This is a genomic window from Streptomyces syringium (assembly GCF_017876625.1).
Lineage (GTDB): Bacteria > Actinomycetota > Actinomycetes > Streptomycetales > Streptomycetaceae > Streptomyces > Streptomyces syringius.
Genome location: NZ_JAGIOH010000001.1, coordinates 4942181 through 4968846 on the forward strand (window position 1 = coordinate 4942181; position 26666 = coordinate 4968846).

General features: G+C 70.1%; 26 protein-coding genes. 13 read left to right on the forward strand and 13 right to left on the reverse strand.

The features are described 5' to 3' along the window. Positions 1 to 64 precede the first annotated feature (64 nt). Together JO379_RS22100 and JO379_RS22105 are read right to left on the reverse strand one after the other, a co-directional pair. Entirely contained in the window at positions 65 to 277 is a 213-nt protein-coding gene (locus JO379_RS22100; protein WP_209516567.1) for a DUF397 domain-containing protein, read from the reverse strand. Continuing rightward, positions 264 to 620 (reverse strand): DUF5753 domain-containing protein, encoded by a 357-nt coding sequence (locus JO379_RS22105; protein ID WP_242626234.1) that lies wholly within the window; start codon positions 618 to 620, stop codon positions 264 to 266. Before JO379_RS22105 ends, JO379_RS22100 begins: the two co-directional genes overlap by 14 nt. Positions 621 to 663: 43 nt before the next feature. Between JO379_RS22105 and JO379_RS22110 the strand changes: the two genes are divergently transcribed. Continuing rightward, positions 664 to 900 carry a hypothetical protein gene (locus tag JO379_RS22110; protein WP_307842105.1) on the forward strand — a complete coding sequence of 79 codons (237 nt, stop codon included), beginning with the start codon at positions 664 to 666 and terminating at the stop codon, positions 898 to 900. Further along, positions 897 to 1070: a hypothetical protein gene (locus tag JO379_RS22115; RefSeq protein WP_209516570.1), complete on the forward strand. Its 174-nt coding sequence runs from the start codon at positions 897 to 899 to the stop codon at positions 1068 to 1070. Before JO379_RS22110 ends, JO379_RS22115 begins: the two co-directional genes overlap by 4 nt. 51 nt (positions 1071 to 1121) lie before the next feature. On the opposite strand, the gene JO379_RS22120 is transcribed toward JO379_RS22115, so the two are convergent. From JO379_RS22120 to JO379_RS22130, 3 genes are read right to left on the reverse strand one after another with little or no spacing between them, the layout of a single operon-like run. Next, on the reverse strand, positions 1122 to 1355 hold the full coding sequence (locus tag JO379_RS22120; RefSeq protein WP_130879707.1) for a hypothetical protein: 234 nt from the start codon (positions 1353 to 1355) through the stop codon (positions 1122 to 1124). Further along, a complete protein-coding gene (locus tag JO379_RS22125) occupies positions 1352 to 3895 on the reverse strand; it encodes a GNAT family N-acetyltransferase (RefSeq protein WP_209516573.1) in 2544 nt (847 codons plus the stop codon). The genes JO379_RS22120 and JO379_RS22125 overlap by 4 nt, the downstream gene beginning before the upstream one ends. Continuing rightward, the gene (locus JO379_RS22130) at positions 3892 to 4266 is read right to left on the reverse strand and encodes a DUF6507 family protein (RefSeq protein WP_130879709.1); all 375 of its coding nucleotides are present in this window, start codon (positions 4264 to 4266) and stop codon (positions 3892 to 3894) included. The genes JO379_RS22125 and JO379_RS22130 overlap by 4 nt, the downstream gene beginning before the upstream one ends. Before the next feature lie 425 nt (positions 4267 to 4691). Here JO379_RS22130 and JO379_RS22135 point away from each other — a divergent pair, with 425 nt between their 5' ends. The 5 genes from JO379_RS22135 to JO379_RS22155 are packed head-to-tail and all read left to right on the forward strand — an operon-like array spanning position 4692 to position 10363. Next, positions 4692 to 6320, forward strand: a complete 1629-nt coding sequence (locus JO379_RS22135) for a peptide ABC transporter substrate-binding protein (RefSeq protein WP_209516578.1) — start codon at positions 4692 to 4694, stop codon at positions 6318 to 6320. 55 nt (positions 6321 to 6375) lie between these two features. Next, a complete protein-coding gene (locus JO379_RS22140) occupies positions 6376 to 7299 on the forward strand; it encodes an ABC transporter permease (RefSeq protein WP_130879711.1) in 924 nt (307 codons plus the stop codon). Then, positions 7292 to 8269, forward strand: a complete 978-nt coding sequence (locus JO379_RS22145) for an ABC transporter permease (protein WP_130879712.1) — start codon at positions 7292 to 7294, stop codon at positions 8267 to 8269. The genes JO379_RS22140 and JO379_RS22145 overlap by 8 nt, the downstream gene beginning before the upstream one ends. A 23-nt stretch (positions 8270 to 8292) precedes the next feature. Next, positions 8293 to 9312: an ABC transporter ATP-binding protein gene (locus JO379_RS22150; protein WP_209516581.1), complete on the forward strand. Its 1020-nt coding sequence runs from the start codon at positions 8293 to 8295 to the stop codon at positions 9310 to 9312. After that, positions 9302 to 10363, forward strand: coding sequence for an ABC transporter ATP-binding protein (locus tag JO379_RS22155; RefSeq protein ID WP_209516584.1), 1062 nt, complete (start codon positions 9302 to 9304; stop codon positions 10361 to 10363). The genes JO379_RS22150 and JO379_RS22155 overlap by 11 nt, the downstream gene beginning before the upstream one ends. Here JO379_RS22155 and JO379_RS22160 read toward each other — a convergent pair whose 3' ends face one another. From JO379_RS22160 to JO379_RS22190, 8 genes are all read right to left on the reverse strand, one after another. Further along, complete coding sequence (locus JO379_RS22160; RefSeq protein ID WP_209516587.1) at positions 10364 to 11686, reverse strand: cytochrome P450; 1323 nt, start codon at positions 11684 to 11686, stop codon at positions 10364 to 10366. Between the two features lie 100 nt (positions 11687 to 11786). Further along, positions 11787 to 11942: a cittilin family RiPP precursor gene (locus JO379_RS34195; protein WP_372449102.1), complete on the reverse strand. Its 156-nt coding sequence runs from the start codon at positions 11940 to 11942 to the stop codon at positions 11787 to 11789. A 31-nt stretch (positions 11943 to 11973) separates the two neighbouring features. Next, on the reverse strand, positions 11974 to 13131 hold the full coding sequence (locus JO379_RS22165) for an ABC transporter ATP-binding protein (RefSeq protein ID WP_130879716.1): 1158 nt from the start codon (positions 13129 to 13131) through the stop codon (positions 11974 to 11976). Between the two features lie 21 nt (positions 13132 to 13152). Further along, the gene (locus JO379_RS22170; protein ID WP_130879717.1) at positions 13153 to 14181 is read right to left on the reverse strand and encodes an ABC transporter ATP-binding protein; all 1029 of its coding nucleotides are present in this window, start codon (positions 14179 to 14181) and stop codon (positions 13153 to 13155) included. Between the two features lie 20 nt (positions 14182 to 14201). Then, positions 14202 to 15179, reverse strand: a complete 978-nt coding sequence (locus JO379_RS22175; RefSeq protein WP_130879718.1) for an ABC transporter permease — start codon at positions 15177 to 15179, stop codon at positions 14202 to 14204. A gap of 149 nt (positions 15180 to 15328) precedes the next feature. Beyond that, positions 15329 to 17131, reverse strand: a complete 1803-nt coding sequence (locus JO379_RS22180; RefSeq protein ID WP_209516590.1) for an ABC transporter substrate-binding protein — start codon at positions 17129 to 17131, stop codon at positions 15329 to 15331. 65 nt (positions 17132 to 17196) lie between these two features. Beyond that, positions 17197 to 18174, reverse strand: a complete 978-nt coding sequence (locus JO379_RS22185) for an ABC transporter permease (RefSeq protein ID WP_130879720.1) — start codon at positions 18172 to 18174, stop codon at positions 17197 to 17199. Positions 18175 to 18500: 326 nt separating this feature from the next. After that, positions 18501 to 20621 carry a S9 family peptidase gene (locus JO379_RS22190; protein ID WP_209516593.1) on the reverse strand — a complete coding sequence of 707 codons (2121 nt, stop codon included), beginning with the start codon at positions 20619 to 20621 and terminating at the stop codon, positions 18501 to 18503. Between the two features lie 172 nt (positions 20622 to 20793). On the opposite strand from JO379_RS22190, the gene JO379_RS22195 reads away from it, so the two are divergent. The 6 genes from JO379_RS22195 (at position 20794) to JO379_RS22220 (ending at position 26664) form a co-directional block, all read left to right on the forward strand. Then, a complete protein-coding gene (locus JO379_RS22195; protein ID WP_130879722.1) occupies positions 20794 to 20988 on the forward strand; it encodes a hypothetical protein in 195 nt (64 codons plus the stop codon). Positions 20989 to 21043: 55 nt separating this feature from the next. After that, positions 21044 to 21934, forward strand: a complete 891-nt coding sequence (mshB, locus tag JO379_RS22200; RefSeq protein ID WP_130879723.1) for an N-acetyl-1-D-myo-inositol-2-amino-2-deoxy-alpha-D-glucopyranoside deacetylase — start codon at positions 21044 to 21046, stop codon at positions 21932 to 21934. Continuing rightward, complete coding sequence (locus JO379_RS22205; RefSeq protein ID WP_130879724.1) at positions 21934 to 22323, forward strand: DUF6113 family protein; 390 nt, start codon at positions 21934 to 21936, stop codon at positions 22321 to 22323. Before mshB ends, JO379_RS22205 begins: the two co-directional genes overlap by 1 nt. A 202-nt stretch (positions 22324 to 22525) precedes the next feature. Then, entirely contained in the window at positions 22526 to 24817 is a 2292-nt protein-coding gene (locus tag JO379_RS22210; RefSeq protein WP_165451580.1) for a peptidoglycan binding domain-containing protein, read from the forward strand. A gap of 153 nt (positions 24818 to 24970) precedes the next feature. After that, positions 24971 to 25924, forward strand: coding sequence for an ABC transporter ATP-binding protein (locus JO379_RS22215; RefSeq protein WP_245381519.1), 954 nt, complete (start codon positions 24971 to 24973; stop codon positions 25922 to 25924). Further along, entirely contained in the window at positions 25921 to 26664 is a 744-nt protein-coding gene (locus JO379_RS22220) for an ABC transporter permease (RefSeq protein ID WP_209516597.1), read from the forward strand. The genes JO379_RS22215 and JO379_RS22220 overlap by 4 nt, the downstream gene beginning before the upstream one ends. The last annotated feature ends 2 nt before the right edge of the window (positions 26665 to 26666 follow it).

Below are 26666 nucleotides of genomic sequence, written 5' to 3' on the forward strand. Positions count from 1 at the left end.
GGTTGATCCCCCGTGTGCGGTCGGGGGGCTGCCCCCCTGTAACGGGGTTACGGGCACGGGGGCTTCATCCCGCTGGGATGGAGCCGCCCTTCAGGCTGGCGATGAACGCCGACCAGGCGGCGGCTTCGAAGAGGAGGGTTGGGCCGTGGGGGTTTTTGCTGTCGCGGACAGGGAGGGATCTTCCTCCGGCCAGGAAGCAGACCTCCAGGCAAGCGGACTGCCCGTTGCTGTGACTGGACTTGATCCATGTCGTGCCCGATCCATCATCTATGCCCATAAGTTCCTGCCACTTCAGAGATCAGATGTCTTGAGTCCTGCTCGTTGAGCGCTTTGGCCCAGATGTTCTGGAACGCCGCGTCATAGCGTGCGACCTCGCCGGGCTTGTCCAGGTACAGGTCTCCTGTGTACCCGTCTGCGTAGACGGTGGGAGGTTCCGACTCGCTGCCGTCCCCGTTCATCGGGAACCGCAGGATGCCGAACGGTCCGGACATGACGCCGAGGTGCAGTCCCGCGTTGAACGGGACCACCTTCACCGTGACGTTGGGCAGCTCGCCAACCTCCAACAAGTGTGCGAGTTGCCCTGCCATCACGTTGTTCCCGCCGATCGGCCGTCTCAACACCCCTTCGTTGAGCGCTACGGCCAGTGTCGCAGGTGGCCGCCCGGTGACCGTGCACGATCAGCCGCCGCTTCCCGCCGTTGGGGCGCTGATGCTGGACGCCCGGCGGGATCGGGTCGGGGAGGTCATGGACGTCATCTGCGGACGGGTGTTACTGCGAGACCCCGCCGGTGGGCGCGAGTGGGAGGCCTTTCCGTGCGACCTGACGCCGGCGACCGCCAGTGACGCGCTGCGCGCACGCGTGGCCGACGTCAATGACCAAGCCGCGCGGAGTCGACTGTGAGCGGGGAGGCCGTCGCGACGGCGTCTGCGAAGGCGGATCGCCAATGTGAAGGCTGCCGGGACATCAAGCGCAAGCGTGCCCGCGCGCTGGCTGCCGGGGATGTTCAGGAAGCCGCCGCGCTGACCGCCGCCATGGGGGTGCATCTGCGCGTGACGCACGAGTCCCCGTGATCAACCCCTGAGCCGTCGGGCGCGGCTCGATCGAGCCGCGCCCGACAACCATCAGTCGTCCTGCTTCGCCTTCTCGGCGGCGTACTCCGCGCGGATCTGCGCGTGGATCGCGTCCAGGCCCGCCTCGTACTCCGCCTCCTGCTCGGGAGTGGCCTCGTCCGGATAGTCCACGCCGTACTTGGCGCAGAATTCGTAGAACCATTCCGATGACAGCCGGTGCCGCTTGGTCACCAGAGGGTGCACCGGCTCCGACGGCTCCAGCTTGCCGGGCTCGCGCTCCGTCACAGCAGCTTCCTACCTTCCCAACGCTGACCCACGAGTACACGCTTCCCGAAGGGGTTCTCCCGGCCGCTCCCACGCCCGATGTTCGCGATCTCTCGCGGGGTGGGGTAGTCGGGGCTTCCGAACGGGTTGTTGCGCGCGCGGTTCACAATGTCCTGTGCGGCCGCGAGCTCCTCCGGGGAGAGGTCCCACTCGGGGTCCTTCATCTTTACATTGATGCGGTTGAAGATCTTCTTTGCGGACTTCTCCTGCACCCAGTCGTAGTCCCGTCGGGCCCAGGTGTAGGCGCCGTTCTCCTTGGCCGCCGTGAGCTGGATTTCCGAGACACCGGACTTCCGGTACCAGTTCTCCAGGTCCCTGCTGATGGCCGACCCGACGCCCTTTCCGCGATAGGCGGGGTCGTCGATTTTCATGATGTTGTGCTTGACGGCCAGCGTACCGTCTTCCTTGCGGATGAAGTCGCGGTCCATCCTGCCCACCGGGTTCCCGGCCTGGTCGACTATCTGTGCGCTCCAGCCCAGTTGGTTGTCCATGGGGAATACGCCGTCGACCTTGATCCTCAGCCCTGCGTAGTCGCCGTCGAGGGCCTTCTGCAGCCCTTCCTGGAGCTGCTCCGGAGTGAGATCCTTTCCCGAGCCGGGGACGAAGTCACCGACCGGCCGGCGGGCCGGTGCGGGGGTGTGCGGCGGCGTACCGCCGTCGGCGCCGTGAGCACCGCCGGGACCGGCGTTGTCCGTGCCTTCCGGCTTGGAGCCGTGTGCGCCGTCCGGCTCGTGGGGGTTGCCCGAGGGTGCGTCGTGACCGGTGCCGTTGCCGTGGTCGCCGTCGCGCGGCGGGGTGTCGCCGTGCCCACTGGAACCGTGCCCACCGGAGGCATGCCCACCCGTACCGGAGCCCGGCACATCGTGGCCACCGCCGCCACCCGTGTGCGGCGTGGAGTGCCCACCACCGCCACCACCCCCACCCGTGCCCGGCGACCCGTGGCTCGCCGAGGGGCCCTGCCCCAGGTCGTGAGCAGTACCGCCGGGGACCCGGCTGCCCGTTCCACCCGGGACGTCGCGTGCCGCGCCGCCCGCCGCGTTGTCGCCGACGCGCCCCGCCGAGGCCGTGACGTCGGAACCCGCGCGGGCACCCGCGCCCACCAGGACCTTCTCCGCCTCGGGCGTACGGGCCTTCTCCGCCTCGGCGGCGCGTTCCGCTGCCGAGCCCTCCTTCGGGACGTCCTCGGCGGGCTGCTTGACCTTGCCGGTCTCGTCGAAGAGCTCGCCGGTCTTCGGGTTCAGGTAGACCGGGCGGCCCTTGCTGTCGACGAAGGCCGCCGCCTCGTCGGGCACGCCGGCGGGGCGTTCCGGCAGCTTGGCCGCCGCGAGCTCGTCGGCCAGCTTGAACGTGTCGCCCGCGATGCGCAACGAGGCACCCGGGTTCAGCGACTTCAGGCTCGCCATGAGGTCGCCGACCTTGACGAAGGTGAACTTCCCGGCCTTGCCGATATAGGTGATCGGGTCGACCACACGGCTCACCTTGCCGGCCACGGAGATCGCCTTCGCGGCGGCTCCGCCCTTCGCGACTCCTCCGGCGCCCCCGGTGAAGACCGTGGTGAGGACGTTGAAGGTGACGCCACCGGCCGCGCGGGCGGGGTTCTTGCCCCACTGGTCGTAGGCGATGAGGGCCTTGCCGGTCTCCTTCACCGCCGTGCGGGAGTCCCGCAGCCAGCTCGGCAGCTTGTCCTCGGGGGCCATCCAGTAGGCGGCGCCGAGCGGGGTGGCCGTGATGGCCAGACCGGTGGCCAGCTTGGCGAGGCCCGTCCAGGCCTGGCCCGCGGCGTCCCAGCCGTCGGTGCCGACCAGGGTGCCGAGGCCCTTGATCGTGCCCCAGACGCCGTCGACGATGAAGCCGTCCCAGACGAAGCTCTTGATCTGGTGGCCCAGCCACTCGATGCCGGTGTACTCGCGCTCGGCCAACTTGCCCCAGGGCGTTTCCTCGGCGTGGTCGAGGTCGCTCGCCTTGTAGCCGTACATGTTCGGCTTGTGGGAGCCGTCGTCGGCGATGAGGGGCGTGCCCTTCACCAGGGCGACGATCTTGTCGTGGCAGGCGCGCTCGGCGGCGTGGAAGGCGGCGACGGTGGCGTTGACGCTGTGCCAGAGGTTGTTGTTGCGGTCGACCTTCTTCTGGTCCTCGCGCCAGTCGTCATCGCCCTCGAGGCTGTCGACGAACGCGAAGGCGTCGTCCTTGAGGCTCTTGAGCTTGTCCTTCAGGGGGCGTACTTCGCCGGCGTAGGCGGTCAGCGCCGAGGAGACCTTTTCGAGGTCGTCCGCGAAGCCGTCGGACTTGGTCGCGACGGGCTGGGTGGTGGCGAACAGCTTGTCCGCCTCGGGCGCCTTGTAGCAGGCCGAGAGCCCCTGGAACTGGGTGTGGACGGCGGCGCCGGAGTCACGGAAGAGCTTGGCGTTGGTGGCCAGGGACTTGGACTCGGTCTCCAGGGTCTCCAGATCGCCCGTGAACTGGGGTATGCCCGAGGGGACGATGAGGTCTTTGTCGCTCACTTCTTCCCCTGACCCGGCATGTCGATCTTGGGCTCCTTGAGCGCCTCGTTGTGCGCGTCCGCCGCCATCTTCAGGTCGCCCTTGATGTACTCCTCAGTGGCCGTCTTGGCCCCGGTCAGGGAGTTGGCAGTGCGCTGGGCCACGTAGGCGACGTCCTTGCCCCACGCGTTGGCGAACTCGGCCAGCGCCCCCGCGACCGGTCCGCTCGGTGCCTCACCGCAGTACATGCCGCTGATCGTGCCCGCTGCCGTCGCGGCGGCCGGCAGTGACTTCTGCACCGCCTGACCCGCCTTCGACAACCCCTCGGCAGCCGTTCCGCACTTGGTGAGCACGCCACTCACCGCGGACGGTTTGATGTCCCAAGCCGTCACGAAAGTTCCCCCTGCCCCCGTTGCTGACGTGTCAGCGGCCCTACGTGATTCGGCCGACTGTCACGCCGTCACTAGTACGCATGTCTATCGGAGTTGTGTGCGAGAAGTAAAGAAAGTGCAGTTCAGAGGCGGCAGGTGTCACGAGCCTGTGGCAGAACGGGGACCGCACTGTTGCGAATCGACAGGCTGAAAGCAGCCCCACCGGCTCCCGGTGGACGCCCCGGCCCCGCCCCCTCGGCGGCTCGGCACCGCGCACGCGGCCCCGGCGCGGCGAGCGCTCGCGCATTCGGGCGGATTCCGCGTCGGATCGCGCGCGGACGGCCGCCAGAAGGGCGCTTTTCGTCACCTCATGGGGTGTTATGTGGGCCTAAGCGTGGCTTGGGATATGGCTGGGATTTGGCTCGGGACCTTGAGGGAGGCACTCCATGCGTGGAGGCAGGCGCGCCAAGTGGGCCGTTTGTGCGACGGCGACGACGCTCGCGGTCGCGCTCGTGGCGTCGGGATGCGGCGGGGGTGGCGGCGGTGGGGCCGGGGTGGTGCGGGCCTCCTGGGGGGATCCGCAGAATCCGCTGGAGCCGGCGAATACCAATGAGGTGCAGGGCGGCAAGGTGCTGGCCATGATCTTCCGGGGGCTCAAGGAGTACGACCCCAAGACCGGCGCCGCCAAGAACGTGCTCGCCGAGAAGATCGACACGTCCGACCAGCAGAATTTCACCGTCACCCTCAAGGACGGCTGGACCTTCTCCAACGGCGAGAAAGTGACCGCCAAATCCTTCGTCGACGCGTGGAACTACGCGGCCCTCGTCGACAACAAGCAGAACAACGCCCCCTTCTTCGCCACCATCGAGGGCTATGACGAGGTCCACCCCGACAGCGGCTCGGCCAAGGCCAAGACCATGTCCGGGCTGGTGGTCAAGGACGACCGGACCTTCACCGTCAAGCTCAACCAGAAGTTCTCCACCTGGCCGCAGACCCTCGGCTACCAGGCCTTCTCCCCGCTGCCCCGGGCGTTCTTCGACGACCACGACAACTGGCTGAAGAAGCCGGTCGGCAACGGCCCGTACATGGTGGATTCCTACGCCAAGGGGTCCGCTCTGAACCTCAAGAAATGGGAGGGCTACCCGGGCGACGACAAGGCGCAGAACGAGGGCGTCGAGCTGCGCGTCTACACCGACAACAACACCGCCTACACCGACCTCCAGGCGGGCAATCTCGACCTCGTCGACGACGTCCCGGCCGCCCAGCTCAAGAACGTCAAGAACGACCTCGGTGACCGGTACATCAACCAGCCCGCCGGCATCATCCAGACCGTCGTCTTCCCGATGTACGACGCGAAGTGGTCCAAGGCCGGGATGGAGAAGGTCCGCAAGGGCATCTCCATGGCGATCAACCGCAAGGAGATCACCGAGCAGATCTACCAGAAGACCCGCACCCCGGCGACCGACTGGTCCTCGCCCGTCCTGAAGTCCGAGGGCGGCTACAAGGAAGGTGTGTGCGGTGACGCCTGCGATTTCGACGCCGCGCGGGCGAAGAAGCTGATCCAGGAGGGCGGCGGGCTGCCCGGCGGGCAGGTGACCATCACCTCCAACGTCGACACCGGCTCGCACCGGGTGTGGATGGACGCCGTCTGCAACAGCATCAACAACGCCCTCGCCATGGACAAGGCCTGCGTCGTCAACCCCGTCGGCACCTTCGCGGACTTCCGCAACCAGATCTCCCAGCACCGGATGACCGGGATGTTCCGCTCGGGCTGGCAGATGGACTACCCGCTGATCCAGAACTTCCTCCAGCCGCTCTACTACTCCAACGCCTCGTCCAACTACGGGAAGTTCAGCGACCCGGACTTCGACAAGCTCGTCGACGAGGCCAATGCCGAGAGCGACCAGGAGAAGGCGGTCGGGAAGTTCCAGGACGCGGAGAAGATCCTCGCCGAGCAGATGCCGGCCATCCCGCTCTGGTACCAGAACGGCAGCGCCGGCTATTCCGCCAATCTCTCCGATGTGATGCTCAATCCGTTCAGCGTGCCCGTCTACGACCGGATCAAGGTCGGCTGACCGTACCCGGAAGCCCGGACGCCCCTTCCTTACGTACGAACCCCCCGGAGCCCCCATGGGACGGTATGTGATCCGGCGGCTGCTCCAGATGATCCCGGTGTTCATCGGCAGCACGTTCCTGATCTTCTTCATGGTCTACGCCCTCGGTGACCCCATCGCCGCGCTGTTCGGCGACAAGGCCCCCGACCCAGCGACCGCCGCGCGGATCCGCAAGGACCTCTACCTCGACGAGCCGCTGTGGAAGCAATACCTGCACTACATGGGGCAGATCCTCACCGGTGACTTCGGCACCGCCTTCAACGGCATGAAGGTCACCGAGCTGATGAAGAGCGCCTTCCCGGTGACCCTGCGGCTGACCGTCGTCGCGCTGCTCTTCGAGATCCTCGTCGGGATCACCCTCGGTGTCCTCAGCGGACTGCGGCGCGGGCGCTCGGTGGACACCTCCGTGCTGCTGCTCACCCTGATCGTGGTGTCCATCCCCACCTTCGTCAGCGGCTATGTGCTCCAGTACCTGCTGGGCGTGAAATGGGCGTGGGTCTCCCCGTCCGTCTCCCCGGCCGCGCCGTTCGACGAGCTGATCCTGCCGGGCCTGGTCCTCGCCCTGACCTCGCTCGCCTACGTCACCCGGCTGACGCGCACGTCCATCGCCGAGAACTCCCGCGCCGACTACGTCCGTACGGCCGTGGCCAAGGGGCTGCCCCGGCGCCGGGTGGTGACCCGGCATCTGCTGCGCAACTCGCTGATCCCCGTCGTCACCTTCATCGGCACCGACATCGGCGCGCTGATGGGCGGCGCCATCGTCACCGAGCGGATCTTCAACATCCACGGCGTCGGCTACCAGCTCTACCAGGGCATCCTGCGGCAGAACTCGCCGACCGTCGTCGGCTTCGTGACCGTCCTGGTCATCGTCTTCCTGCTGGCGAACCTGCTCGTCGATCTCCTCTACGCCGTGCTCGACCCGAGGATCCGCTATGCCTGACCCCTTCGACCCGAAGCTCGATCCCCAGGCGGCCATCACCCCCGGCGACGGCGGCGCCATGACGCTGGCCACCAGCGAGGGCGAGTCCCTGGAGAAGGAGCCGCCCCCCGGCGGCGCCGACGGCAGGGCCCGCAGCCTGTGGTCCGACGCCTGGCACGACCTGCGGCGCAACCCCGTCTTCCTCGTCTCCGGGCTGGTCATCGTCTTCCTGGTGCTGATCGCGATCTGGCCCGGCCTCATCGCGAGCGGCAACCCCCTCAGCTGCAACCTGGCCAAGGCGGGCCAGGGCTCACAGCCCGGCCACCCCTTCGGCTTCGACACCCAGGGCTGCGACGTCTACACCCGCACGGTCCACGGCGCGCGCGCCTCGATCGCCGTCGGGGTCTGCGCCACGACCGGGGCGGCGCTGCTCGGCAGTGTGCTGGGCGGGCTGGCCGGGTTCTTCGGGGGCTGGTGGGACGGGCTGCTGTCCCGGATCGCCGACATCTTCTTCGGCATCCCGATCATCCTCGGCGGGCTGGTCTTCCTCTCCGTGGTCACCAGCGGCTCGGTGTGGCCGGTGGTCGGCTTCATCGTGCTGCTGGGCTGGCCGCAGATCTCCAGGATCGCGCGCGGCTCGGTCGTCACGGCCAAGCAGCACGACTACGTCCAGGCGGCGCGGGCGCTCGGGGCCGGCAACAGACGGATGCTGCTGCGGCACATCGCGCCCAACGCGGTGGCCCCGGTCATCGTCGTGGCGACCATCGCGCTGGGCACGTACATCGCCCTGGAGGCGACGCTGTCGTTCGTGGGCGTCGGCCTCAAGCCGCCAACGGTCTCCTGGGGGATCGACATCTCCAACGCCTCCACCCAGATCCGCAACGCCCCGCACATGCTGCTGTGGCCGGCGGGAGCCCTGAGCATCACGGTGCTCGCGTTCATCATGCTCGGCGACGCGGTGCGCGACGCCCTCGACCCCAAGTTGCGCTGAGACCCGGCGGGATGGAGCGACGGATGGATCAGCAGCTGACCCAGGAGACCCCGGCGCAGCCGAAGAATCTGTTGGACGTGAGCGATCTGCGGGTGGAGTTCCGCACCCGGGACGGGGTGGCCAAGGCGGTCAACGGCGTGACGTACAGCGTGGCGGCGGGCGAGACGCTGGCCGTGCTCGGCGAGTCGGGCTCGGGCAAGTCGGTGACCGCCCAGGCGGTGATGGGCATCCTCGACTCGCCGCCGGGGTTCGTCACCGGCGGCGAGGTGCTCTTCCGGGGCGAGGACCTGCTGACGATGGGGGCCGAGTCCCGGCGCAGACTGCGCGGCGCGAAGATCGCGATGATCTTCCAGGACGCGCTGTCGTCCCTGAACCCCGTGATGACCGTGGGGGCGCAGCTCGCCGAGATGTACGTGGTGCACCAGGGGATGACCCGTAAGGACGCCCGCGCGCGGGCCGCGCAGCTGATGGACCGGGTACGGATCCCGGCCGCGCAGGAACGGCTGCGGGACTATCCGCACCAGTTCTCGGGCGGTATGCGTCAGCGCATCATGATCGCGATGGCGCTGGCCCTGGAGCCGGACCTGATCATCGCGGACGAGCCGACGACCGCGCTCGATGTGACGGTGCAGGCGCAGGTCATGGATCTGCTCGCGGAGCTCCAGCGCGAGTACAACATGGGTCTGATCCTGATCACCCACGACCTGGGCGTGGTCGCGGACGTCGCCGACCGGATCGCGGTGATGTACGCGGGCCGGATCGTGGAGACCGCGCCCGTGCACGAGCTGTACGCGGCGCCCGCGCATCCGTACACCCGTGGCCTGCTGGACTCGATCCCGCGCCTGGACCAGAAGGGCCGGGAGCTCTACGCGATCAAGGGCCTGCCGCCCAGCCTGACCGACATCCCGCCCGGCTGTCCGTTCAACCCGCGCTGCCCCCGCGCCCAGGACGTCTGCCGTACGGACCGGCCGCCGCTGTTCACCGTGGGCCCGGGCCGGGCCAGCGCCTGCCACTTCTGGAAGGACACCCTCGATGAGAGCTGAAGGCGAGGAGATTCTGGAGGTACGGGACCTCGTCAAGCACTACCCAGTGAACCGGGGGATCGTCTTCCGTAAGCAGGTGGGCGCGGTCCGGGCGGTCGACGGGGTCTCCTTCGGGCTGCGGCGGGGCGAGACGCTGGGCATCGTGGGGGAGTCCGGCTGCGGCAAGTCGACGGTCGCGAAGCTGCTGGTCCATCTGGAGCGGCCGACGGCCGGGCGGATCCTGTACAAGGGCGAGGACATCGCCGATCTGTCGGGCAAGGCGCTCAAGGCCGTGCGCCGCAACATCCAGATGGTCTTCCAGGACCCGTACACCTCGCTCAACCCCCGGATGACGGTCGGCGACATCATCGGGGAGCCGTACGAGATCCACCCCGAGGTGGCCCCGAAGGGCGACCGTCGGCGGAAGGTCCAGGAACTCCTGGACGTCGTCGGTCTGAACCCGGAGTACATCAACCGCTACCCGCACCAGTTCTCCGGCGGTCAGCGGCAGCGCATCGGCATCGCGCGCGGCCTGGCGCTCAACCCGGAGATCATCATCTGCGACGAGCCCGTCTCCGCGCTGGACGTCTCCGTCCAGGCGCAGGTGGTCAATCTGCTGGAGAAGCTCCAGGACGAGTTCGAGCTGTCCTACGTCTTCATCGCGCACGACCTGTCCGTGGTGCGGCACATCTCCGACCGGGTCGCGGTGATGTACCTCGGGCGGCTCGCCGAGATCGGCACCGACACCCAGATCTACCAGCACCCGACGCATCCCTACACCCAGGCGCTGCTGTCGGCCGTGCCCATGCCGGACCCGGCGGCGCGGGCGCGGCGGGAGCGGATCCTGCTGTCGGGGGACGTGCCCTCGCCCGCGCATCCGCCGTCGGGCTGCCGCTTCCGCACCCGCTGCTGGAAGGCGCAGGAGCGGTGCGTGGTGGAGGTGCCGGAGCTGGCGGTGCCGGAGTGGTTCCGTCAGGAGGGCGGCTCGCCCGCGCACCCGTCGGCCTGTCACTTCGCCGAGGAGCGGCGGGTCGTGCCGCCGGAGGGCGCGGAGGGCCGGGACGGCGCCTGATCACCAGGCGCGCGGCACGACCTCCACGCCCATCGGCTGGAGGGCGAGGGCCGGGCGGGGGGTGATGCGCTCGGGGCGGATCAGCTCCAGCCGGAAGCGGCGCCAGATGTCGGCGACGATGTGCACGGTCTCGGTGGTCGCGACGGCGGCGCCGACGCAGACCCGGGGGCCGAGGCCGAAGGGGAAGTACGAGCCGCGCGGTACGGCCTTGGGTCCGCTGCCGAGCCAGCGCTCGGGGCGGAACTCCTCGGCGTCCTCCCAGTAGCGGGGGTCGCGGTGGTTGACCCACTGGCTGACGGTGACCGTGGTGCCGGCCGGTATGAGATAGCCGCCGAACTCCATGTCCTCGGTGGCGTCGCGGCTGGTGAGCCAGACCGGCGAGTACAGCCGCAGGGCCTCGCGGACCACGGCGTTCGTGTACGACAGGGCCTCCATCCGGGCCAGCCCGGCCGGGGTGGTGGCGAAGGCCGCCTCGGCCTCGGCCCGGGCCCGCTCGGCGGCCTCGGGGTGCTGGGCGAGCAGCACGCTCGCCCAGACGACGGAGTCGTTGGTCGTCTCGAACCCGGCCATGATCAACGTGGCGAGCTCGTCGCGGAGTTCGTCCGGCGTGGGGGCCGGGTCGCCGTGCACGAGGGCGTGCAGCACGGGCGCGCGCTGCGGGTCACCGGCGGCGGGCGAGGCGGCGAGGGCGTGCAGGGTGCGGTCGACGCGGCGCATCGAGCGCCGGATGCGGAGCTTGCGGAGGGTGGGCACCCACTCGGGCAGCAGCACCGGTGAGGTGGAGAGGTCCATGATGGGCGCGACCAGCCGGGCCACCTCGGCGGTGTCCGCGTCGCTGAACTCGTCACCGAACATCAGCGAGGTGACCAGTCGCAGCGTCAGTACGGAGACGTCGTCCTGGAGGTCGCGGGCCTGACCGGGCTGCCAGGGGGCGAGCATCCGCTCGCCCTGCGCGTCGACGATCTCGGCGGCCCTGGTCGCCAGGGACCGGCCGAACGCGGGCTGCATCCGGTGCCGTTTGGCCTGCCACTCGGCGCCGTCGCTGTTCATGGTCGAGCGCGGAAAGCCCTGCCGCCGGGAACCGCGCCGGGTGTCGGCGCTGGCCTTGGAGAATTTCGCGTTCCGGTCGACGAGCATTTTCTCGACGTCACCGGGGGAGGTCAGCAGCACATTGTTCGCGCCGAGCCGCACCACGTCACCGTAATTCCGGGAGCAAGCGGTCAGAAAGCCGAGCGGGTCGGTGCTGAACGCGTGCAGATTGCCCAAGTACTTGTCACCGGACGGGCCGGGAAGATCATTGCGCGGTTGGGCGGTGGCGGTCACGGATGCCTCGCAGGGGTTCGTACGGGCAGGGGTTCGGGCGGGGGAACGACGGTGGCCGCGGCATCGCTGCCGCGGCCACCGGGTGCGTCACCGTGCCGGTTTAGTAGTACGAGTACGGCAGGGTGAGTCGGTCCTTGCGAGTCAGCCGGGCGAAAAGCGCACCGGTCAGGATCATCTTGCGCATGGCAAACACCTCCTTCTCGTCAGGTCCGCCCGCGGTGCGATTACCGCGTCGCGTGGATTTGACAGTAGGCATGTGCCCCTGTAATCACAAGAGTTGACAGAATTCACGGCGCATGGTTCGGCGGCCGGGATTCCGTATGTCCCTCCGCCGCCCGAAGGGCCGGATCGAGAATGACCTCGGTCGCCCGCTCCACCGTCGGCGGCTCGGGAAAGTGGCACGCGGACAGATGGCCAGGCCCGCTGCCCTCGGCACGCAGCAGGGGCGGCTGCTCGGTGGCGCACACCTCCTGCGCCTTCCAGCAGCGCGTGCGGAACCGGCAGCCGGACGGCGGCCGGATCGGCGACGGCACATCGCCCGCGAGCCGGATGCGCTCACGGCTCGCACCCGGGGAGCCGGCCCCCTCGTTCATCAGGTCCGTGGCCTCGGGCACAGCGGAGAGCAGGGCGTGGGTGTAGGGGTGGCGCGGCCGGCGGTAGATGTCGTCCCGGTCGCCGACCTCGACGATCCTGCCGAGGTACATCACGGCGACACGCTGCGAGAAGTGCCGTACGACGGCCAGGTCGTGCGCGATGAAGACGAACGCGATGCCCAACTCGCGCTGCACGTCCCGGAGCAGATTGACGACCTGGGCCTGAATGGAGACATCGAGCGCGGAGACCGGCTCGTCGGCGACGATCAGCTTCGGTTCGAGGGCGAGCGCGCGGGCGACGCCGATGCGCTGGCGCTGGCCGCCGGAGAACTCGTGCGGGAAGCGGTTGTAGTGCTCGGGGCTCAGCCCCACGGTCTCCAGCAGCTCCCGCACCCGCGCCTCCCGGCCGCCCGGCGGATCGATGCCGTTGATCTCCATCGGCCCGGAGACGATCTTCCCCACGGTGTGCCGGGGATTCAGCGAGGCATACGGGTCCTGGAAGATCATCTGGATCTCGGCGCGGAACGGCGCCAGCTCCCGCCGCCCCGCGTGCGTGATGTCCCGCCCCCGGTAGACGATCCGCCCGGCGGTCGGCTCCAGCAGCCGGGTCAGCAGCCGGCCGGTGGTGGACTTGCCGCACCCGGACTCGCCCACCAGCCCGAAGCTCTCCCCGGCCCGTACGGTCAGATCCAGGCCGTCCACGGCCTGGACGGCCCCGATCCGCCGCTTCACGGGGAAGCCGCCCATGATCGGAAAGTGTTTGGTCAGCCCCTCGGCGACGAGCAGGGGCTCGCCCCGGCCCCCGTCCGGGGCCGCCTCGCGCGGCGCGGGCAGCGAAACCTTGTCCTTCATGGTGGGAACTCCTCACACGCCCTAGCCCAGTCGGGGTTTGATCTGCTCGGCGAAGGTGGCCCGCTGCCGCTCGGGCGTCAGATGACAGGCCGCGCCCCGGCCCCCCGGCAGCTCCGGCCGCTCGGTGCGGCACCGGTCGCCCCCGACGGCCGCGACCTGGCCGCAGCGCGGGTGGAAGGGGCAGCCCGGCGGCGGGGCCAGCAGGCTCGGCGGCGCGCCCGGGATCGGGTTCAGCGGCTCCTCGACGTCCGACGTCAGCCGGGGCATCGACCCCAGCAGCCCCCAGGTGTACGGGTGCCGTGGCGCCCCCAGCACCTCGGTGACCGTGCCGCGCTCCACGGCCCGGCCCGCGTACATCACCAGCAGCTCGTCGACGGTGTGGGCGACGACGCCGAGGTCGTGGGTGATGAGGATGATCGCCGAACCGGTCTGCTGCTGGAGGTCCTTGAGCAGATCGAGGATCTGCGCCTGCACGGTCACGTCCAGCGCGGTCGTCGGCTCGTCGGCGATCAGCAGCTCGGGGTCGCAGACCAGCGCCATCGCGATCATCGCGCGCTGGCGCATGCCACCGGAGAACTGATGCGGGTAATCGTCCACGCGCAGCGCGGGGTTGGGGATGCCGACGCGCCCCAGCATCTCGACCGCCCGCAGCCGGGCCTCGCGCCGGGTGGCCCCGGTGTGCTTGCGGAAGGGCTCGGCGATCTGGCGGCCGACGGTGTAGTACGGGGAGAGTGCGGTGAGCGAGTCCTGGAAGATCATCGCCGCCTTGTGGCCGCGCAGCTTCTCCAGCGTGGACTCGGGGGCACCGGTCAGCTCCTGCCCGTCCAGCAGGATCTCGCCCTCGATCTCGGTGGTGCGCGGGTCGTGCAGCCCGAGGACGGCGAGGTTGGTGACGGACTTCCCCGAGCCGGACTCGCCGACGATCCCGAGCGTACGGCCGCGCTCCAGCTCGAAGGAGAGCCCGTCGACGGCCTTGACCGTGCCGTCCTCGGTGGCGAAGCGCACGTACAGATCGCGCACGGACAGAAAGGGCGTGGTGGTCGCGGTCACGGCGGTGGTTCTCCCGGCTGCTAGGCGAGGCGTACGCGGGGGTCGATGACGGCGTAGGCGGCGTCCACCACGATGTTGGCGATGACGATGGCCGTGCAGCCGACGAGCATCACGGCCATGAGGGTGGGCAGATCGGTCTCGCTCACCGAGGAGACGGCGAGCCGGCCGAGGCCGTGCAGGCTGAAGGTGAACTCCGTGATGATCGCGCCGCCGAAGAGCGAGCCGAGGTCGATGCCGAAGATGGTGACGATGGGCGCCAGCGCACCCCGCCAGGCGTAGCGGAAGAAGACCGTGCGACGGCCGAGGCCCTTGGCGCGCGCGGTGCGCACATGGTCCTCGCCCAGCTGCTCGATCATCTGGGAGCGGGTCATCCGGCTGTAGTTGGCGATGAAGATGATGGAGAGCACCAGCCAGGGGATGAGCATGCCCGTGAACCACTTGACGGGGTCCTCGGTGATCGGGTGGTACGCCGGGTTGTCCATCCAGTGCAGCCCGCTGACCAGGACGGCGAGGGCGATGACGCCGACGAAGTAGATCTGCAGGGCCCCGCCGACGAGCGACAGGGAGCTGAAGAACTTGTCGATCCACGTGCCCCGGAAGGCCGCCGCGATCATGCCGATGCCCACACCGACGACGAGGAAGACGGCCGCGCCCCCGAGGGTGATGGACAAGGTGGTCGGGAAGCGGTCGACGATCGTGCCCCAGACCGGCTGCTGGTTGGAGAAGGAGTAGCCGAAGCAGGGCGCCGGGCAGTGGCCGACGGTGAAGTCGCGGCCCATGAAGATGCCCTGCATGTAGTGCCAGTACTGGACGGGGACGGGCTGGTCCAGGCCCAGGTTCTTGTTGATGACCGCGAGGGCGTCGGGTGTGCAGTTCTTGCCGCAGGACATCAGGGCGGGCTCGGAGGGCAGGGCGAAGAAGAGGAAGAAGGTGATCGCGCTGATCAGCAGGATGATGACGATCGCGCCGAGCGAGCGGCGGACGAGGAATCTGAGCATGTCGTCGCGGTCTTCCGGGTAGCGGGAGGCAGCGGCCGGGCGGACGGAGGTTCCGGCCGGGCGGCGGGGACCGGCCGGGCCGTGGCGGCCCGGCCGGACGTGGGCGCGGGGTGAGGGCGGGCGCGCTGACCCGCCCTCACCCGTCGGCGCTACTTGACGTAGACGGAGGTCGGGTCGACGGTCCCGTAGACGGGGTGGTAGCGGACGCCGCCGAGGTTCGAACCCCACAGCGAGAACTGCCGGTTGTAGAAGACCGGCACGCCCGGGACGTCCTCCTCGAGGATCTTGTCGGCCAGCTTCTGCCACTCGGGCGCGGCCTTCTTCACATCCGGGATGGCGTTGATCCGGTCGATCTCGGAGTCGACCCCGGAATTCTTCAAATGGCCGTAGTTCTGGGCACCGTCGGCGACCTGCCGGCCGTCGAAGAGCGGCGGCACGACGGTGGAGGAGACCGGCCAGTCCGCTCCCCACGACGAGCGGTAGATGTCGAACTTGTTCTTCACCTCGGCGATCGCCGTCCGGTAGGTGTTGGAGTCGATCTCCTTCTTCTGCACCGTGAAGCCCGCCCGCTCCAGCGCCTGCGTCACCACGACGGCGACCTTCTGCTGGACGTCGGTGTTGGCGTAGGCGTAGACGATCTCCTGGCCGAGCTTGCCGGCCTCCTTCAGCAGCTCCTTGGCCTTGTCGGGCTGCCCGGCCGGGTTCGCCTTCTTCTTGTACGGGTCGGTCGGCCGGTAGCCGTCCATCGCGGGCGAGAGGTAGTTGGTGGCCACCACCCCGGCGGTCGCGCCGCCGTTCTGCTGGAGGATCTGCCCGTTGGGCATGGCGTACGCGAGCGCCTTGCGGACCTTGGCGTCCTTCAGGCGGTCGGTGTTGAAGCTGATGTAGTCGACGTAGGGCTGGATCTCCACGAAGCGGCGGGCCTTGGTGTCGGTCTGCTTCAGCACCTTCTCGGTCATCTCCGGTGCCACGGCGTTGCTGAACGACAGGGCGTTCTTGTCGCCGCCCTGGTCGGCGAGGAAGCGCCGGGTGGAGTCGGCGAACTGGTGGCCGAAGCTGATCTCGAACCGGTCGGCGTACTGGTGGCGGATCGGGTCGGTCTTCGGGTCCCAGTTCTCGTTCTTCACCAGCGTCAGCGACTTGCCGACCTTGTACGTGCCGACCTTGTACGGGCCGGAGGAGAAGGGGGCGTTGTCGTACTTCTGCTTGGTGTCCTTCGCCTGCTTGACCGCGCCGATGTTCGGCATCGCGGTCGCGAAGGGGGTGTCCGCGTGCGGCTGACGGAAGTGGAAGATGATCGTCTTGTCGTCGGGGGTGTCGAGCACCGACGAGGGCAGGTGCTTGCCGTTGTACGGGCCGTCCGGCAGGGCCTTGCGGAAGTCGTTGCCGTCGCCGGAGAGCCACTGCGGGATGTAGAGGGGTCCGTCGGTCTCGAAGGGGGCGTAGAGCCGCTCGATGCCCCACCGCACGTCCTTGGCGGTGATGGGCGAGCCGTCCTCGAACTTGAGTCCGTCCTTGAGGGTGAACTTCCAGGTCTTCCCGCCGTCCGAGGCGGTGCCGGCGTCGGTCGCGAGGTCGCCGACGACCTTGACCCTGCCCTTGTCGTCCACTTTGTACGAGGTGAGGGAACGGTTGTAGAGCATCTGGTTGGCCAGCACGTCGGCGTAGTAGATCTGGCCCGGGTCGAGGTGGTTGAAGGCGTCCCGCTGGAGAACGCCGACCGTGCCGCCCTTCTTCGCGCCCGGCACCTCCGGGGCGGGGCCGGCCGAGTCGGCCTTGGTGCCGATCGAGTAGTTCGAGGCCGTGGTCTTGTCGTCGCCCGGACCGCTGTCCTTGTCCTTGCCGCTCCCGCCGCCTCCGTCGCTGCATGCGGCCAGCACCAGCGCACCGGCCGCGAGGGCCGTGGCCGCGAAGGATGCCCTTCTCCTGGGAGTTCTCGTCCTGGGGGTCATGGGTCGATGCACCTGCCTGTCCGTTGTGACGATGACGTGCGGCTGCGTGCGGTTCAGCGTGTGGTTCAGCGTGCGGTCCGGGGGTCGAAGGCGTCCCGGACGGAGTCCCCGAGCAGATTGAAGGCGACCACGAAAATGATCATCGCGAGGCCGGGGAAGAAGATGTAGGTGATGTCGCTCTCGTAGTACTGGGCGCCGTTGGCGAACATCCGGCCCCAGTCGGGCGTGGGCTCCAGGATGCCGACCCCGATGAAGGAGAGCCCGGCCTCGATGGTCACGAACGAGGGCAGCATCAGCGTCGACTGGACCAGGATCGGGGTCCAGAGGTTGGGCAGCAGCTCCTTGGTGATGATCCGCCAGGGCGAGGCGCCGGTCACCTTCGCGGCTTCGATGAACTCCCGCTCCCGCAGGCTGAGCACCTGGCCGCGCAGCAGTCGCGCGAGTCCCATCCAGCCCAGCACCCACAGCACCAGGATCAGGGTCACCACCCGCAGATACGTGGGGGTCTCCTTCTCCGGGCTGACGAAGAGGGAGTAGACGACGGGGGTGAAGGCGATGAAGGACAGCTGGGAGGGGAAGGCGAGCAGCAGATCGATGAACCGGCCCAGGAAGTAGTCGGTCCGGCCGCCCATGTAGCCGGCCGTCACTCCGACCACCACGCCCGTCAGCACGCACAGCACGGTGGCGGCCACGGCGATCAGCAGGGAGGTGCGGATGCCGAAGACGAGCTGGGTCAGCACGTCCCGGCCCAGGGTGGGCTCGATGCCGAACCAGAACCGGCCGGAGATGCCGCCGTTGGGCGCGACGGGATAACCGAACTCGTTGAGCAGGCCCTGCTCGTTCAGGCCGTAGGTCGTCGTCGGGCTCTTCCCGTACAGCTTCGAGATCACCGGCGCCGCGATCGCGACGGTGAAGAAGAAGGCCACGACGTATGCGGAGACGACCCCCGAGCGGTCGCGTCGGAAGCGGCGCCACATCAGCTGTCCGGGCGACCGGCCCACCGGCCCGGCTTCGGCCGTCGCGGCCGGGGAAGGACTCGTCATCGCGTGGATCCCCCGCACTGTCGTCTCGTCAACCCGGCGCACAGGGCGCGCACGCGGTGGGTTGAGCGGACTGTGGCAATGGACTCACGGCGCGGTCAAGAGGGCCTGGGTGAAATACGGGGCGTCCCTCCGCATCTGCCTCGGGCCGCTCTCGTGTGCACCTGCCGCTGCGCGGCGGTGTCCTCAATCGCCGGACGGGCTTGGGTTGGGCTGAGCTCAGCCGAAATCAGCCTCTCCCCAGAGGGCTTGATGGGGCCGGGCTCAGCCAAATCCAGCCTGTCCGGCGATTGAGGACGCGCCCGCAGGGCGCTCGCCGACGACGTGGGTCAGGCCATGCCCAGGCTCCTCTTGAGGAAGTCGACTTGGAGCAGCAGCAGATTCTCCGCGACCTGCTCCTGCGGCGTCATGTGGGTGACCCCCGACAGCGGCAGCACCTCGTGCGGGCGGCCCGCCGCCAGCAGGGCCGAGGAGAGCCGCAGGGTGTGCGCGGCGACCACGTTGTCGTCCGCCAGACCGTGGACGATCATCAGCGGGCGGACCTGCTCGGCCGGCTCGGACAGGCCCTCGTCCGTGACCAGGGAATTACGGGCGTACACCGCCAGCTGCTCGTCGGGGTGGCCGAGGTAGCGCTCGGTGTAGTGCGTGTCGTACAGCCGCCAGTCGGTGACGGGCGCGCCCGCGATGCCCGCGTGGAAGACGTCCGGGCGGCGCAGCACGGCGAGCGCCGCGAGATAACCGCCGTACGACCAGCCGCGGATGCCCACCCGGGTCAGATCCAGGGGGTAGCGCCCGGCCAGCGCCCGTACGGCCTCGACCTGGTCCTCCAGGGTGGCCCCCGCGAAGTCGTCGCGGATGGACTTCTCCCAGGCGGGGGAGCGGTGCGGGGTGCCCCGCCCGTCGGCGACGATGACGGCGAAGCCCTGGTCGGCGAACCACTGCGAGGTCAGGTGGGCGTTGTGCGCGGCGACCACCCGCTGGCCGTGCGGACCGCCGTAGGGATCCATCAGCACGGGCAGCGGGCCGTCGCCCTCGGTGTAGCCGGTCGGCAGCAGGACGGCGCACGGCACGCGCCGCTCGCCCGCCTCGGTGAGCGTGACGCGGGCGGTCAGCACCGGCTCCTGCGCGTACGAGGCCACGACGGCGATCTGCTTGCCGTCCCGCAGCACCCGGGCCTCGGAGCCCGCGCGGCCGAGCGACGCCGACACCAGCACGGTGACCGCGCCCGAACGCACCGCCGAGTGCCAGCCCTCGCCCTCCGAAAGGCGCTCCGCGCCCCGCTCGTCGACGCGGTACACGTGCGCCTGGCCCGTCTCGGGATCCGTCGCCCCGGGCCCGGCGGACGCCGAGACCAGCACGTCGTCGTCGCCCACGTCGAGCACCGCCCGCACATGTGTGTGCGGGCCGGTCAGGGCGCGGTCGCCGACCACCAGCACGCGGGCGCCGTCTTCTTCGGCGATCCGTACGAGATCGCCCTGCGGCGACCATGCGGGCACACCAGCGAAAAGATCAAGCCAGATTGCGTCCTCGTCAACATGCAGCACCCGGGTGGCGCCCGAATCGGTGTCCACGGCCAGATAAACCTGGGAGCGCTGGTCGCGCGACTGGACCAGCAGCAGCGGTGCGCCGTCCGCCGACCAGTGGACACGTGCCAGGTAGGGGCGGCGCTCACGGTCCCATTGGATGTCCGTCCGGGTGCCGTCCAGGCGCAGCAGGGACAGCGACACCGACGCGTTGGCCGTGCCCGCCGCCGGGTAGGCGACCTCGGCGGGCTCCCGGGCGGGGTTGGCCGGGTCGGCGATCCACCAGCGGTCGACGGCCGCGTCGTCGGCGCGGGCGGCCAGCAGGGCGGTGCCGTCCGGCGACCACCAGAAGCCGCGCGAGCGGTCCATCTCCTCGGCGGCGATGAATTCGGCGAGCCCCCACGTGGTGGTGTCGTTCTCCGGTTCGGCCAAGGCGCGGTCGGCGCTGCCGTCCGCCTCCACCACGCGCAGCGCGCCGCCCGCGACATACGCGACCCGGCGGCCGTCGGGGGAGGGGCGGGGGTCGACGACCGGGCCCGGCACGGTCAGCTCGCGGGCCGTACCACCACGCAGTTCGGCGACGAAGAGCCGCCCGGACAGGGCGAACGCCGCCAACTCCACCGCGTTGTCCACCGCGTATCCCACGACGCCGGCCGACCCCTCACGGCTGCGTTCGCGGCGGGCCCGCTCCTCGGCGGACAGCTCTTCGTCGGCGCCGCCCAGCAGCACCGCCGGGTCCGCGGCCGGGTACTCCCGGCCCGCGTCGAGGTCGAGCACCCACAGGACGTTCGCCCGATCGGTGCCGGATCGGGAGCGCAGGAAGACGACACGCGAGCCGTCCGGCGACACCGTGAACGCGCGCGGCGCGCCGAGGGAGAAGCGCTGGGTACGGGCGTATTGACGTGGAAACGAAAGCTGTCCGGTCATGCCGGGAGCCTACGGCCGGGGGCGGCGAGATCTCGCCGTGCGCCCCACATTTGCTCCTGTGCACCGAGTCTTGGCACGTACGGAAAGTTATGATCACTCGCGCATAGTGGGTATGGCTTCTGAGGCATCTGTATGTGATCCATCCGACCGCGCGTACTGGAGGTGAACCGCTGTGGCACTCTCGATTTCGGCGGTGGTGCTGCTGGCGATCATCGTCTTCCTGCTGGTCCGGAAGTCCGGACTGAAGGCGGGCCACGCCGCGGTCTGTGTGCTGTTGGGGTTCTACCTCGCGAGTTCGTCGGTAGCCCCCACGCTGCACAGCCTGACCACGAGCGTGACCGGGATGATCAGCAACATCAAGTTCTGACGTTCGGTGTCCGGGCGGCGCCCCGCACGCGCCGCCGGGCTCGTAGGCTGGTCCCATGACCGACAGCTCCTTGTTGCCAGGCCGCCGGCTGCTCCTGGTGCACGCGCACCCGGACGACGAGTCGATCAACAACGGCGCGACCATGGCCAAGTACGCCGCCGAGGGCGCCCATGTCACGCTCGTGACGTGCACGCTCGGCGAAGAGGGCGAGGTGATCCCGCCCGATCTGGCGCACCTCGCCGCCGATCGCGACGACACCCTCGGCCCGTACCGCGTCGCCGAACTCGCCGCCGCGATGAAGGAGCTGGGCGTCACCGACCACCGCTTCCTCGGCGGACCCGGGCGGTACAGAGACTCCGGCATGATGGGCGCCCCGCAGAACGAGCACCCCGGCTGCTTCTGGCGGGCCGAGGTGGACGAGGCCGCCGCGCACCTCGTCGAGGTGATCCGCGAGATCCGGCCCCAGGTGCTCGTCACCTACGACCCGGACGGCGGCTACGGCCACCCCGACCACATCCAGGCCCACCGCGTCGCGATGCGCGCCGTCGAGCTGGCGGCGGAGCCGGTCTTCCGCCGGGACCTCGGCGATCCGCACGCCGTCCCCAAGGTCTACTGGAACTGCGTCCCGCTCTCGGTCGTCGAGGCGGGCTTCGCACGGCTGCGCGAGCAGGGCAAGGACATGCCCTTCCCGGGCATCGCCTCGCCCGCCGACGTGCCCGGTGTCGTGCCCGACGACGAGGTGACGGCCGCGGTCGACAGCTCTCCCTACGCCGCGGCGAAGGCGGCCGCGATGCGCGCCCACGCCACGCAGATCGCCGTGGACGGCCCCTTCTTCGCGCTCTCCAACGACCTCGGGCAGCCGCTGCTCGGCGACGAGTACTACCGGCTCGTCCGCGGCTCGTCCGCGGCCGGCCGCGAGGACGACCTCTTCGCGGGGGTGGCCTGATGAAGGGTCTCACTCCACAGCTCGGTTTCGGCCGGATCGCGGCGTTCGCCGGACTTGCCGTGCTAGGGGCCCTGGTCGGCGTCGCCGGGTCGCTGGTGCAAGGCGGCTGGTTCCCCGGCGGGTTGCTGCTCGCGCTGCTCGGCATCGCCGCGCTCTGCTACGGCGGAGTGACGGCCACCGGGAGCAGATCCGGCGGTGTGGCACCCGGGGTCGGCTGGCTGCTCGCCGTGCTGATGCTGACGGCGAGCCGCCCGGAGGGGGACTTCCTCTTCGGGGCCGGACTCGGCTCGTACGCCTTTCTGCTGGGCGGAATGGTCGTGGCTGTGATCTGCGCCACGGTGCCCAAACTGTCGCAACCGGGCGGACCGTCGGTCCGACTTGGGAAGTGACGTGACGATTTCTGCCTGACGCGTCCGAGGCACGAAGGCGCGCACCGCGCTCCCGCCCGCCGGGCTGATCCGACGGTCGTCAAGTGCGTGCCGGTGGTGCCCAGTATGGTGGTGCGCGCCGCCGAGCTACCCCTGGCCTTCGGCATGGGCGACCCCGAGCGAGGTCATCGAGGGCGGCGGAGAGTAACCGGGAGAACCTGCTTTGAGCCGTGAATCTGACACTTCGTCCTCTGGGCCCCAGGGGCGCGGTGGCGCCGCGTACCCGTCGGGCACCACGCCCTACGGCACCCGCGATGTGCCGCCCGGCGCCGCCGGCACAGACGAGCCCGCCGGGCCGCCCACGCCGGAAGAGCCCAAGACCGAGACCACGATGACGACGCGGATCCGCATCAACATCCCGGGCTCGCGACCCATTCCGCCGGTCATCATGCGCACGCCCGTCGAGGACGGCACGGCCGGGAAGGCATCCGCCGCCCCGGACCCCGCTGCCGGTCCCGGCGCGTCGTCGGCCGCCGGCCCGGACCGGGGGGCCGAGCCCCCGAGGACCAAGCCCAGCCTGCCCCGCCGCCCGGAGCCGTCGGCCACGCCGCCGGCCGCGCCGGAGGCGGACCGAGGGGACGGCAAGGGCGAGAAGACCAGCGACTGGTTCGCCCCGCGCAAGTCGGGCCCGGCCGCCCCCGCCGCGGCTCCCGCGCCGGGCCTGCCCCGCCGTCAGGTGGGCCAGAGCGCCCCGCCGCCGGTGACGCCGCAGCCGCCCGCCGCGGGTGGCGGCGCGCCGTGGGTGCGGGACACCTCGGCCGACGCCTCCGCGCAGCCGCCCGCCCCGGGCCAGGGGTCCATGACGGGCTCGGCTCCGTGGCAGGGCGCCCCCGCCGCGAGCGGCTCCGCGCCGTGGGTCCGCGACACGTCGGGCACCACCGCCCCGGCCGGTGCCGCCCCCTGGCAGGACGGGCAGAACTCCGCCGCGCCGTGGCCCGGCGAGTCCTCCGTCACGGGTGCCATGGCGCAGCCGACCGTCCCCGGGCAGAATTCCGTCGGCGCACCGCCGTGGGCCGAGCCCGAGACCACCCAGCAGTTCCAGGCGCCGAGCCTCGACGACCCGTTCGTGTACCCCCAGGGCAGCGCGGCCGCGGGCGCGTTCGCACCGGGTCGTACGGACACCCCGCGCGAGGGCTTCCCGGCCATACAGACCCCGCCTCCGGTCGGTGGTGCCCCACGGCCGCCCCAGGGCAAGCAGCAGCCCCAGCAGGGCCAGGGCCGGCCGGGTCAGACCCAGCAGGCTCCGCAGGCGACGCCGGGCAAGCAGTCCAAGAAGCGCAAGGCCAAGGTGCCCGCGCCCACGCCTCCCGTCGGCCAGATGCCCGGCGAGACGCTGGTGAGCGGCGTGCCCCCGGTGTCGCCCGGTGGCTCGGTCCCCAAGCCCGTCGACAGCGGCGCGCCCCGTGTGCCGGTGCCGAAGCCCAAGTCGGGCGTTCCGGCGCCGAAGCCGGCCGCGCCCGCGGCCAAGAGCGCGCCCAAGGCAGCGGCGAAGAGCGCGCCCAAGAAGAAGGGCCGCTCGAAGCTCGTCCTGCTGGGCGGCGGTCTGGTCGCGCTGGTCGGTGTCGCGTACGGCGCCGGGCTGCTGCTCGACCACGCGGACGTGCCGAACGGCACCACCGTGCTCGGCGTGGACATCGGCGGCACCTCGAAGGAGGAGGCCGTCAAGAAGCTCGACTCCGCCCTCGGCGAGCGGGCGAGCGCGCCGCTGACGGTGTCCATCGCGGGCAAGGAGGCGCAGCTCAAGCCGTCCGTGGCGGGCCTGTCCATCGACACCCAGGCCACGGTGCGGGCCGCGGCCGGCCGGGACTACAACCCGGTCACCGTCCTCGGTTCGCTGATCGGCGGCACCCGCGAGGCCGAGCCCACGCTGAACGTGGACGAGGAGAAGGTCGCCGCCGCGCTCAAGACGCTGGCCGGTGAGAGCGGCGCGGCCAAGGACGGCACGATCAAGTTCGAGCCGGGCAAGGCCGTCCCCGTCTACGGCAAGCCGTACCAGGGCCTGGACAACGCCAAGGCGGTCAAGGCCGTCTCGGACGCCTACCGCGAGCGCGCGGCGGGCGGTGCGAGCAAGACCGTCGAGCTGCCCAGCGCACCCCAGACGCCCAAGGTCGGCAATGCCGAGGTCGACCGGATGATGGCGGCCTTCGCGAAGCCCGCGATGTCCGGCCTGGTCACGGTCCAGACCGACGCGGCGCACCGGATCCAGTTCGGTCCGGACCTCTCGCTGCCGAAGATCCTCTCGGTCAAGGAGGTCGACGGGAAGCTCGTCGAGAACTACAACCTGGAAGCGCTGAAGGAGCTGTACGGCAGCCGCTTCAACGGCGTCCTCATCCAGCGGGGCAACGGCACGAAGACCGCCGTCACCCCCCAGGACGTGGTCGGCGCCCTCCGCAAGGCGCTGATCGGCAAGACGCCCGCCGAGCGCGTCGGCGTGATCCCGCTCAACCCGAGCTGATCGCGCACATCCTCGCAAGGCCCGTGGGAGCCCCCGCGCCGCATCCGGCGCGGGGGCTCCCGCATGTTCCGCGGCACCCATGACATCTGTCATTCGAGGTTCACGACGGCTGACACTGCCGCCGGACCGGCCCGGCCAGCGAGGATTGCCGTCATGACCACCACAGGCAACATGTTCACGGGGGACGGGCGCCGCACCGGCGCCCCCGTGGTCAGTTTTGAGAACGTCAGCAAGAGTTACGGCGATGTGCGCGCGGTCGCCGATCTGGACCTCAGGCTCTACCCGGGCGAGACCGTCGCCCTGCTCGGCCCCAACGGTGCCGGCAAGTCGTCCACCCTCGATCTGCTCCTGGGGCTGCGCAACCCCGACGCGGGCCGCGTCGAACTGTTCGGCACCACCCCGCAGCAGGCCATCGCGCGCGGCAAGGTCGGGGCGATGCTGCAGACCGGCGGCCTCATGGAGGATGTGAAGGTCCGTCAGCTCGTGCGGCTCGCGTGCGATCTGCATCCGCAGGCGTACCCCGTCGAGCAGGTCATGGAGCACGCGGGCATCGCCGAGATCGCCGACCGCCTGGTCAACAAGCTGTCCGGCGGCCAGGAGCAGCGGGTGCGGTTCGCGATGGCGACCGCGGGCGCCAGCGACCTCATCGTGCTGGACGAGCCGACGACCGGCATGGACGTCACCTCCCGCCAGGCGTTCTGGAGCGTGATGCGCGAGCAGGCGCGCCAGGGCCGCGCGGTGCTGTTCGCCACGCACTATCTGGAGGAGGCCGACGCCATCGCCGACCGTGTCGTCGTGCTGCACCGCGGCCGGGTGCTCGCGGACGGCTCGGCGGCCGAGATCAAGGCGAAGGCCGGGGCCCGGCGGATCGTCTTCGACCTCGACGGGCACATCTCCGAGGCCGCGCTGCGCGAGCTGCCCTTCCTCGCCGCCCTGGAGATATCGGGCCGCACGGTCCGCATCCAGTCGCACGATGCCGACGCGACCGTGCACGCGGTGTACGGGCTCGGTCTCTTCCCGCGCAACCTCGAGGTCGCGGGCCTCGGCCTGGAGCAGGCCTTCATCGCCATCACCGACGCCGCGACCGCCGAGGAGGCGGCAGCATGAACACCCTGATCAAGCTCGAGATCCAGCGCACGCTGCGCAACAAGAAGTTCATGTTCTTCTCGGTGGTCTACCCCGCCGCGCTCTATCTGCTGATCGCGGGCGGCGCGAGCAGCACCGAGATCGTGGGCGACAGCAAGCTGACGCTGCCGCTGCTGATGATGGTCTCCATGGCCTCCTTCGGTGCCATCACCGCCGTCCTCGTCGGCAACAGCGAGAAGATCGCCAAGGAGCGGGAGAAGGGCTGGGTGCGCCAGCTGCGGCTCACCGCCCTGCCGGGCCGCGGCTACGTCCTGTCGAAGATCGCCTCGGCCGCCGTGGTGTCGCTGCCGTCGATCGTCTTCGTCTTCGTCATCGCCGCGGCCGTCAAGGACGTCCGGATGGACGCGGCCTGGCAGTGGTTCGCGCTGACGGGCGCGATCTGGGCCGGCAGCATCGTCTTCGCCGCCCTCGGCGTCGCGGTGGGCTACCTCGCCACGGGGGACGCCGTACGGCCCATCACGATGATCATCTACTTCGGGCTGTCGATGCTGGGCGGCCTGTGGATGCCGACCGCGGAGTTCCCCGGGTGGCTGCAGGACATCGCCGAGTGGATGCCCACCCACGCCTATGCCGCCCTCGGCCAGGCCATCGAGCTGGGCGGCGCGCCGCACGCCAAGGACGTGGTGATCCTGGTCGGCTACCTGGTGCTGTTCACCGGCGCGGCCACCTGGCTGTACCACAAGGACACCCACAAGGCATGAGG

Excerpts from the sequence above, each read along its gene's own strand:
- JO379_RS22100 (WP_209516567.1), bottom strand. The coding sequence starts at position 277 with ATGGGCATAGATGATGGATCGGGCACGACATGGATCAAGTCCAGTCAC.
- JO379_RS22135 (WP_209516578.1), top strand. The coding sequence starts at position 4,692 with ATGCGTGGAGGCAGGCGCGCCAAGTGGGCCGTTTGTGCGACGGCGACG.
- JO379_RS22140 (WP_130879711.1), top strand. The coding sequence starts at position 6,376 with ATGGGACGGTATGTGATCCGGCGGCTGCTCCAGATGATCCCGGTGTTC.
- JO379_RS22145 (WP_130879712.1), top strand. The coding sequence starts at position 7,292 with ATGCCTGACCCCTTCGACCCGAAGCTCGATCCCCAGGCGGCCATCACC.
- JO379_RS22150 (WP_209516581.1), top strand. The coding sequence starts at position 8,293 with ATGGATCAGCAGCTGACCCAGGAGACCCCGGCGCAGCCGAAGAATCTG.
- JO379_RS22155 (WP_209516584.1), top strand. The coding sequence starts at position 9,302 with ATGAGAGCTGAAGGCGAGGAGATTCTGGAGGTACGGGACCTCGTCAAG.
- JO379_RS34195 (WP_372449102.1), bottom strand. The coding sequence starts at position 11,942 with ATGCCTACTGTCAAATCCACGCGACGCGGTAATCGCACCGCGGGCGGA.
- JO379_RS22165 (WP_130879716.1), bottom strand. The coding sequence starts at position 13,131 with ATGAAGGACAAGGTTTCGCTGCCCGCGCCGCGCGAGGCGGCCCCGGAC.
- JO379_RS22175 (WP_130879718.1), bottom strand. The coding sequence starts at position 15,179 with ATGCTCAGATTCCTCGTCCGCCGCTCGCTCGGCGCGATCGTCATCATC.
- JO379_RS22180 (WP_209516590.1), bottom strand. The coding sequence starts at position 17,131 with ATGACCCCCAGGACGAGAACTCCCAGGAGAAGGGCATCCTTCGCGGCC.
- JO379_RS22185 (WP_130879720.1), bottom strand. The coding sequence starts at position 18,174 with ATGACGAGTCCTTCCCCGGCCGCGACGGCCGAAGCCGGGCCGGTGGGC.
- JO379_RS22190 (WP_209516593.1), bottom strand. The coding sequence starts at position 20,621 with ATGACCGGACAGCTTTCGTTTCCACGTCAATACGCCCGTACCCAGCGC.
- mshB (WP_130879723.1), top strand. The coding sequence starts at position 21,044 with ATGACCGACAGCTCCTTGTTGCCAGGCCGCCGGCTGCTCCTGGTGCAC.
- JO379_RS22205 (WP_130879724.1), top strand. The coding sequence starts at position 21,934 with ATGAAGGGTCTCACTCCACAGCTCGGTTTCGGCCGGATCGCGGCGTTC.
- JO379_RS22215 (WP_245381519.1), top strand. The coding sequence starts at position 24,971 with ATGACCACCACAGGCAACATGTTCACGGGGGACGGGCGCCGCACCGGC.
- JO379_RS22220 (WP_209516597.1), top strand. The coding sequence starts at position 25,921 with ATGAACACCCTGATCAAGCTCGAGATCCAGCGCACGCTGCGCAACAAG.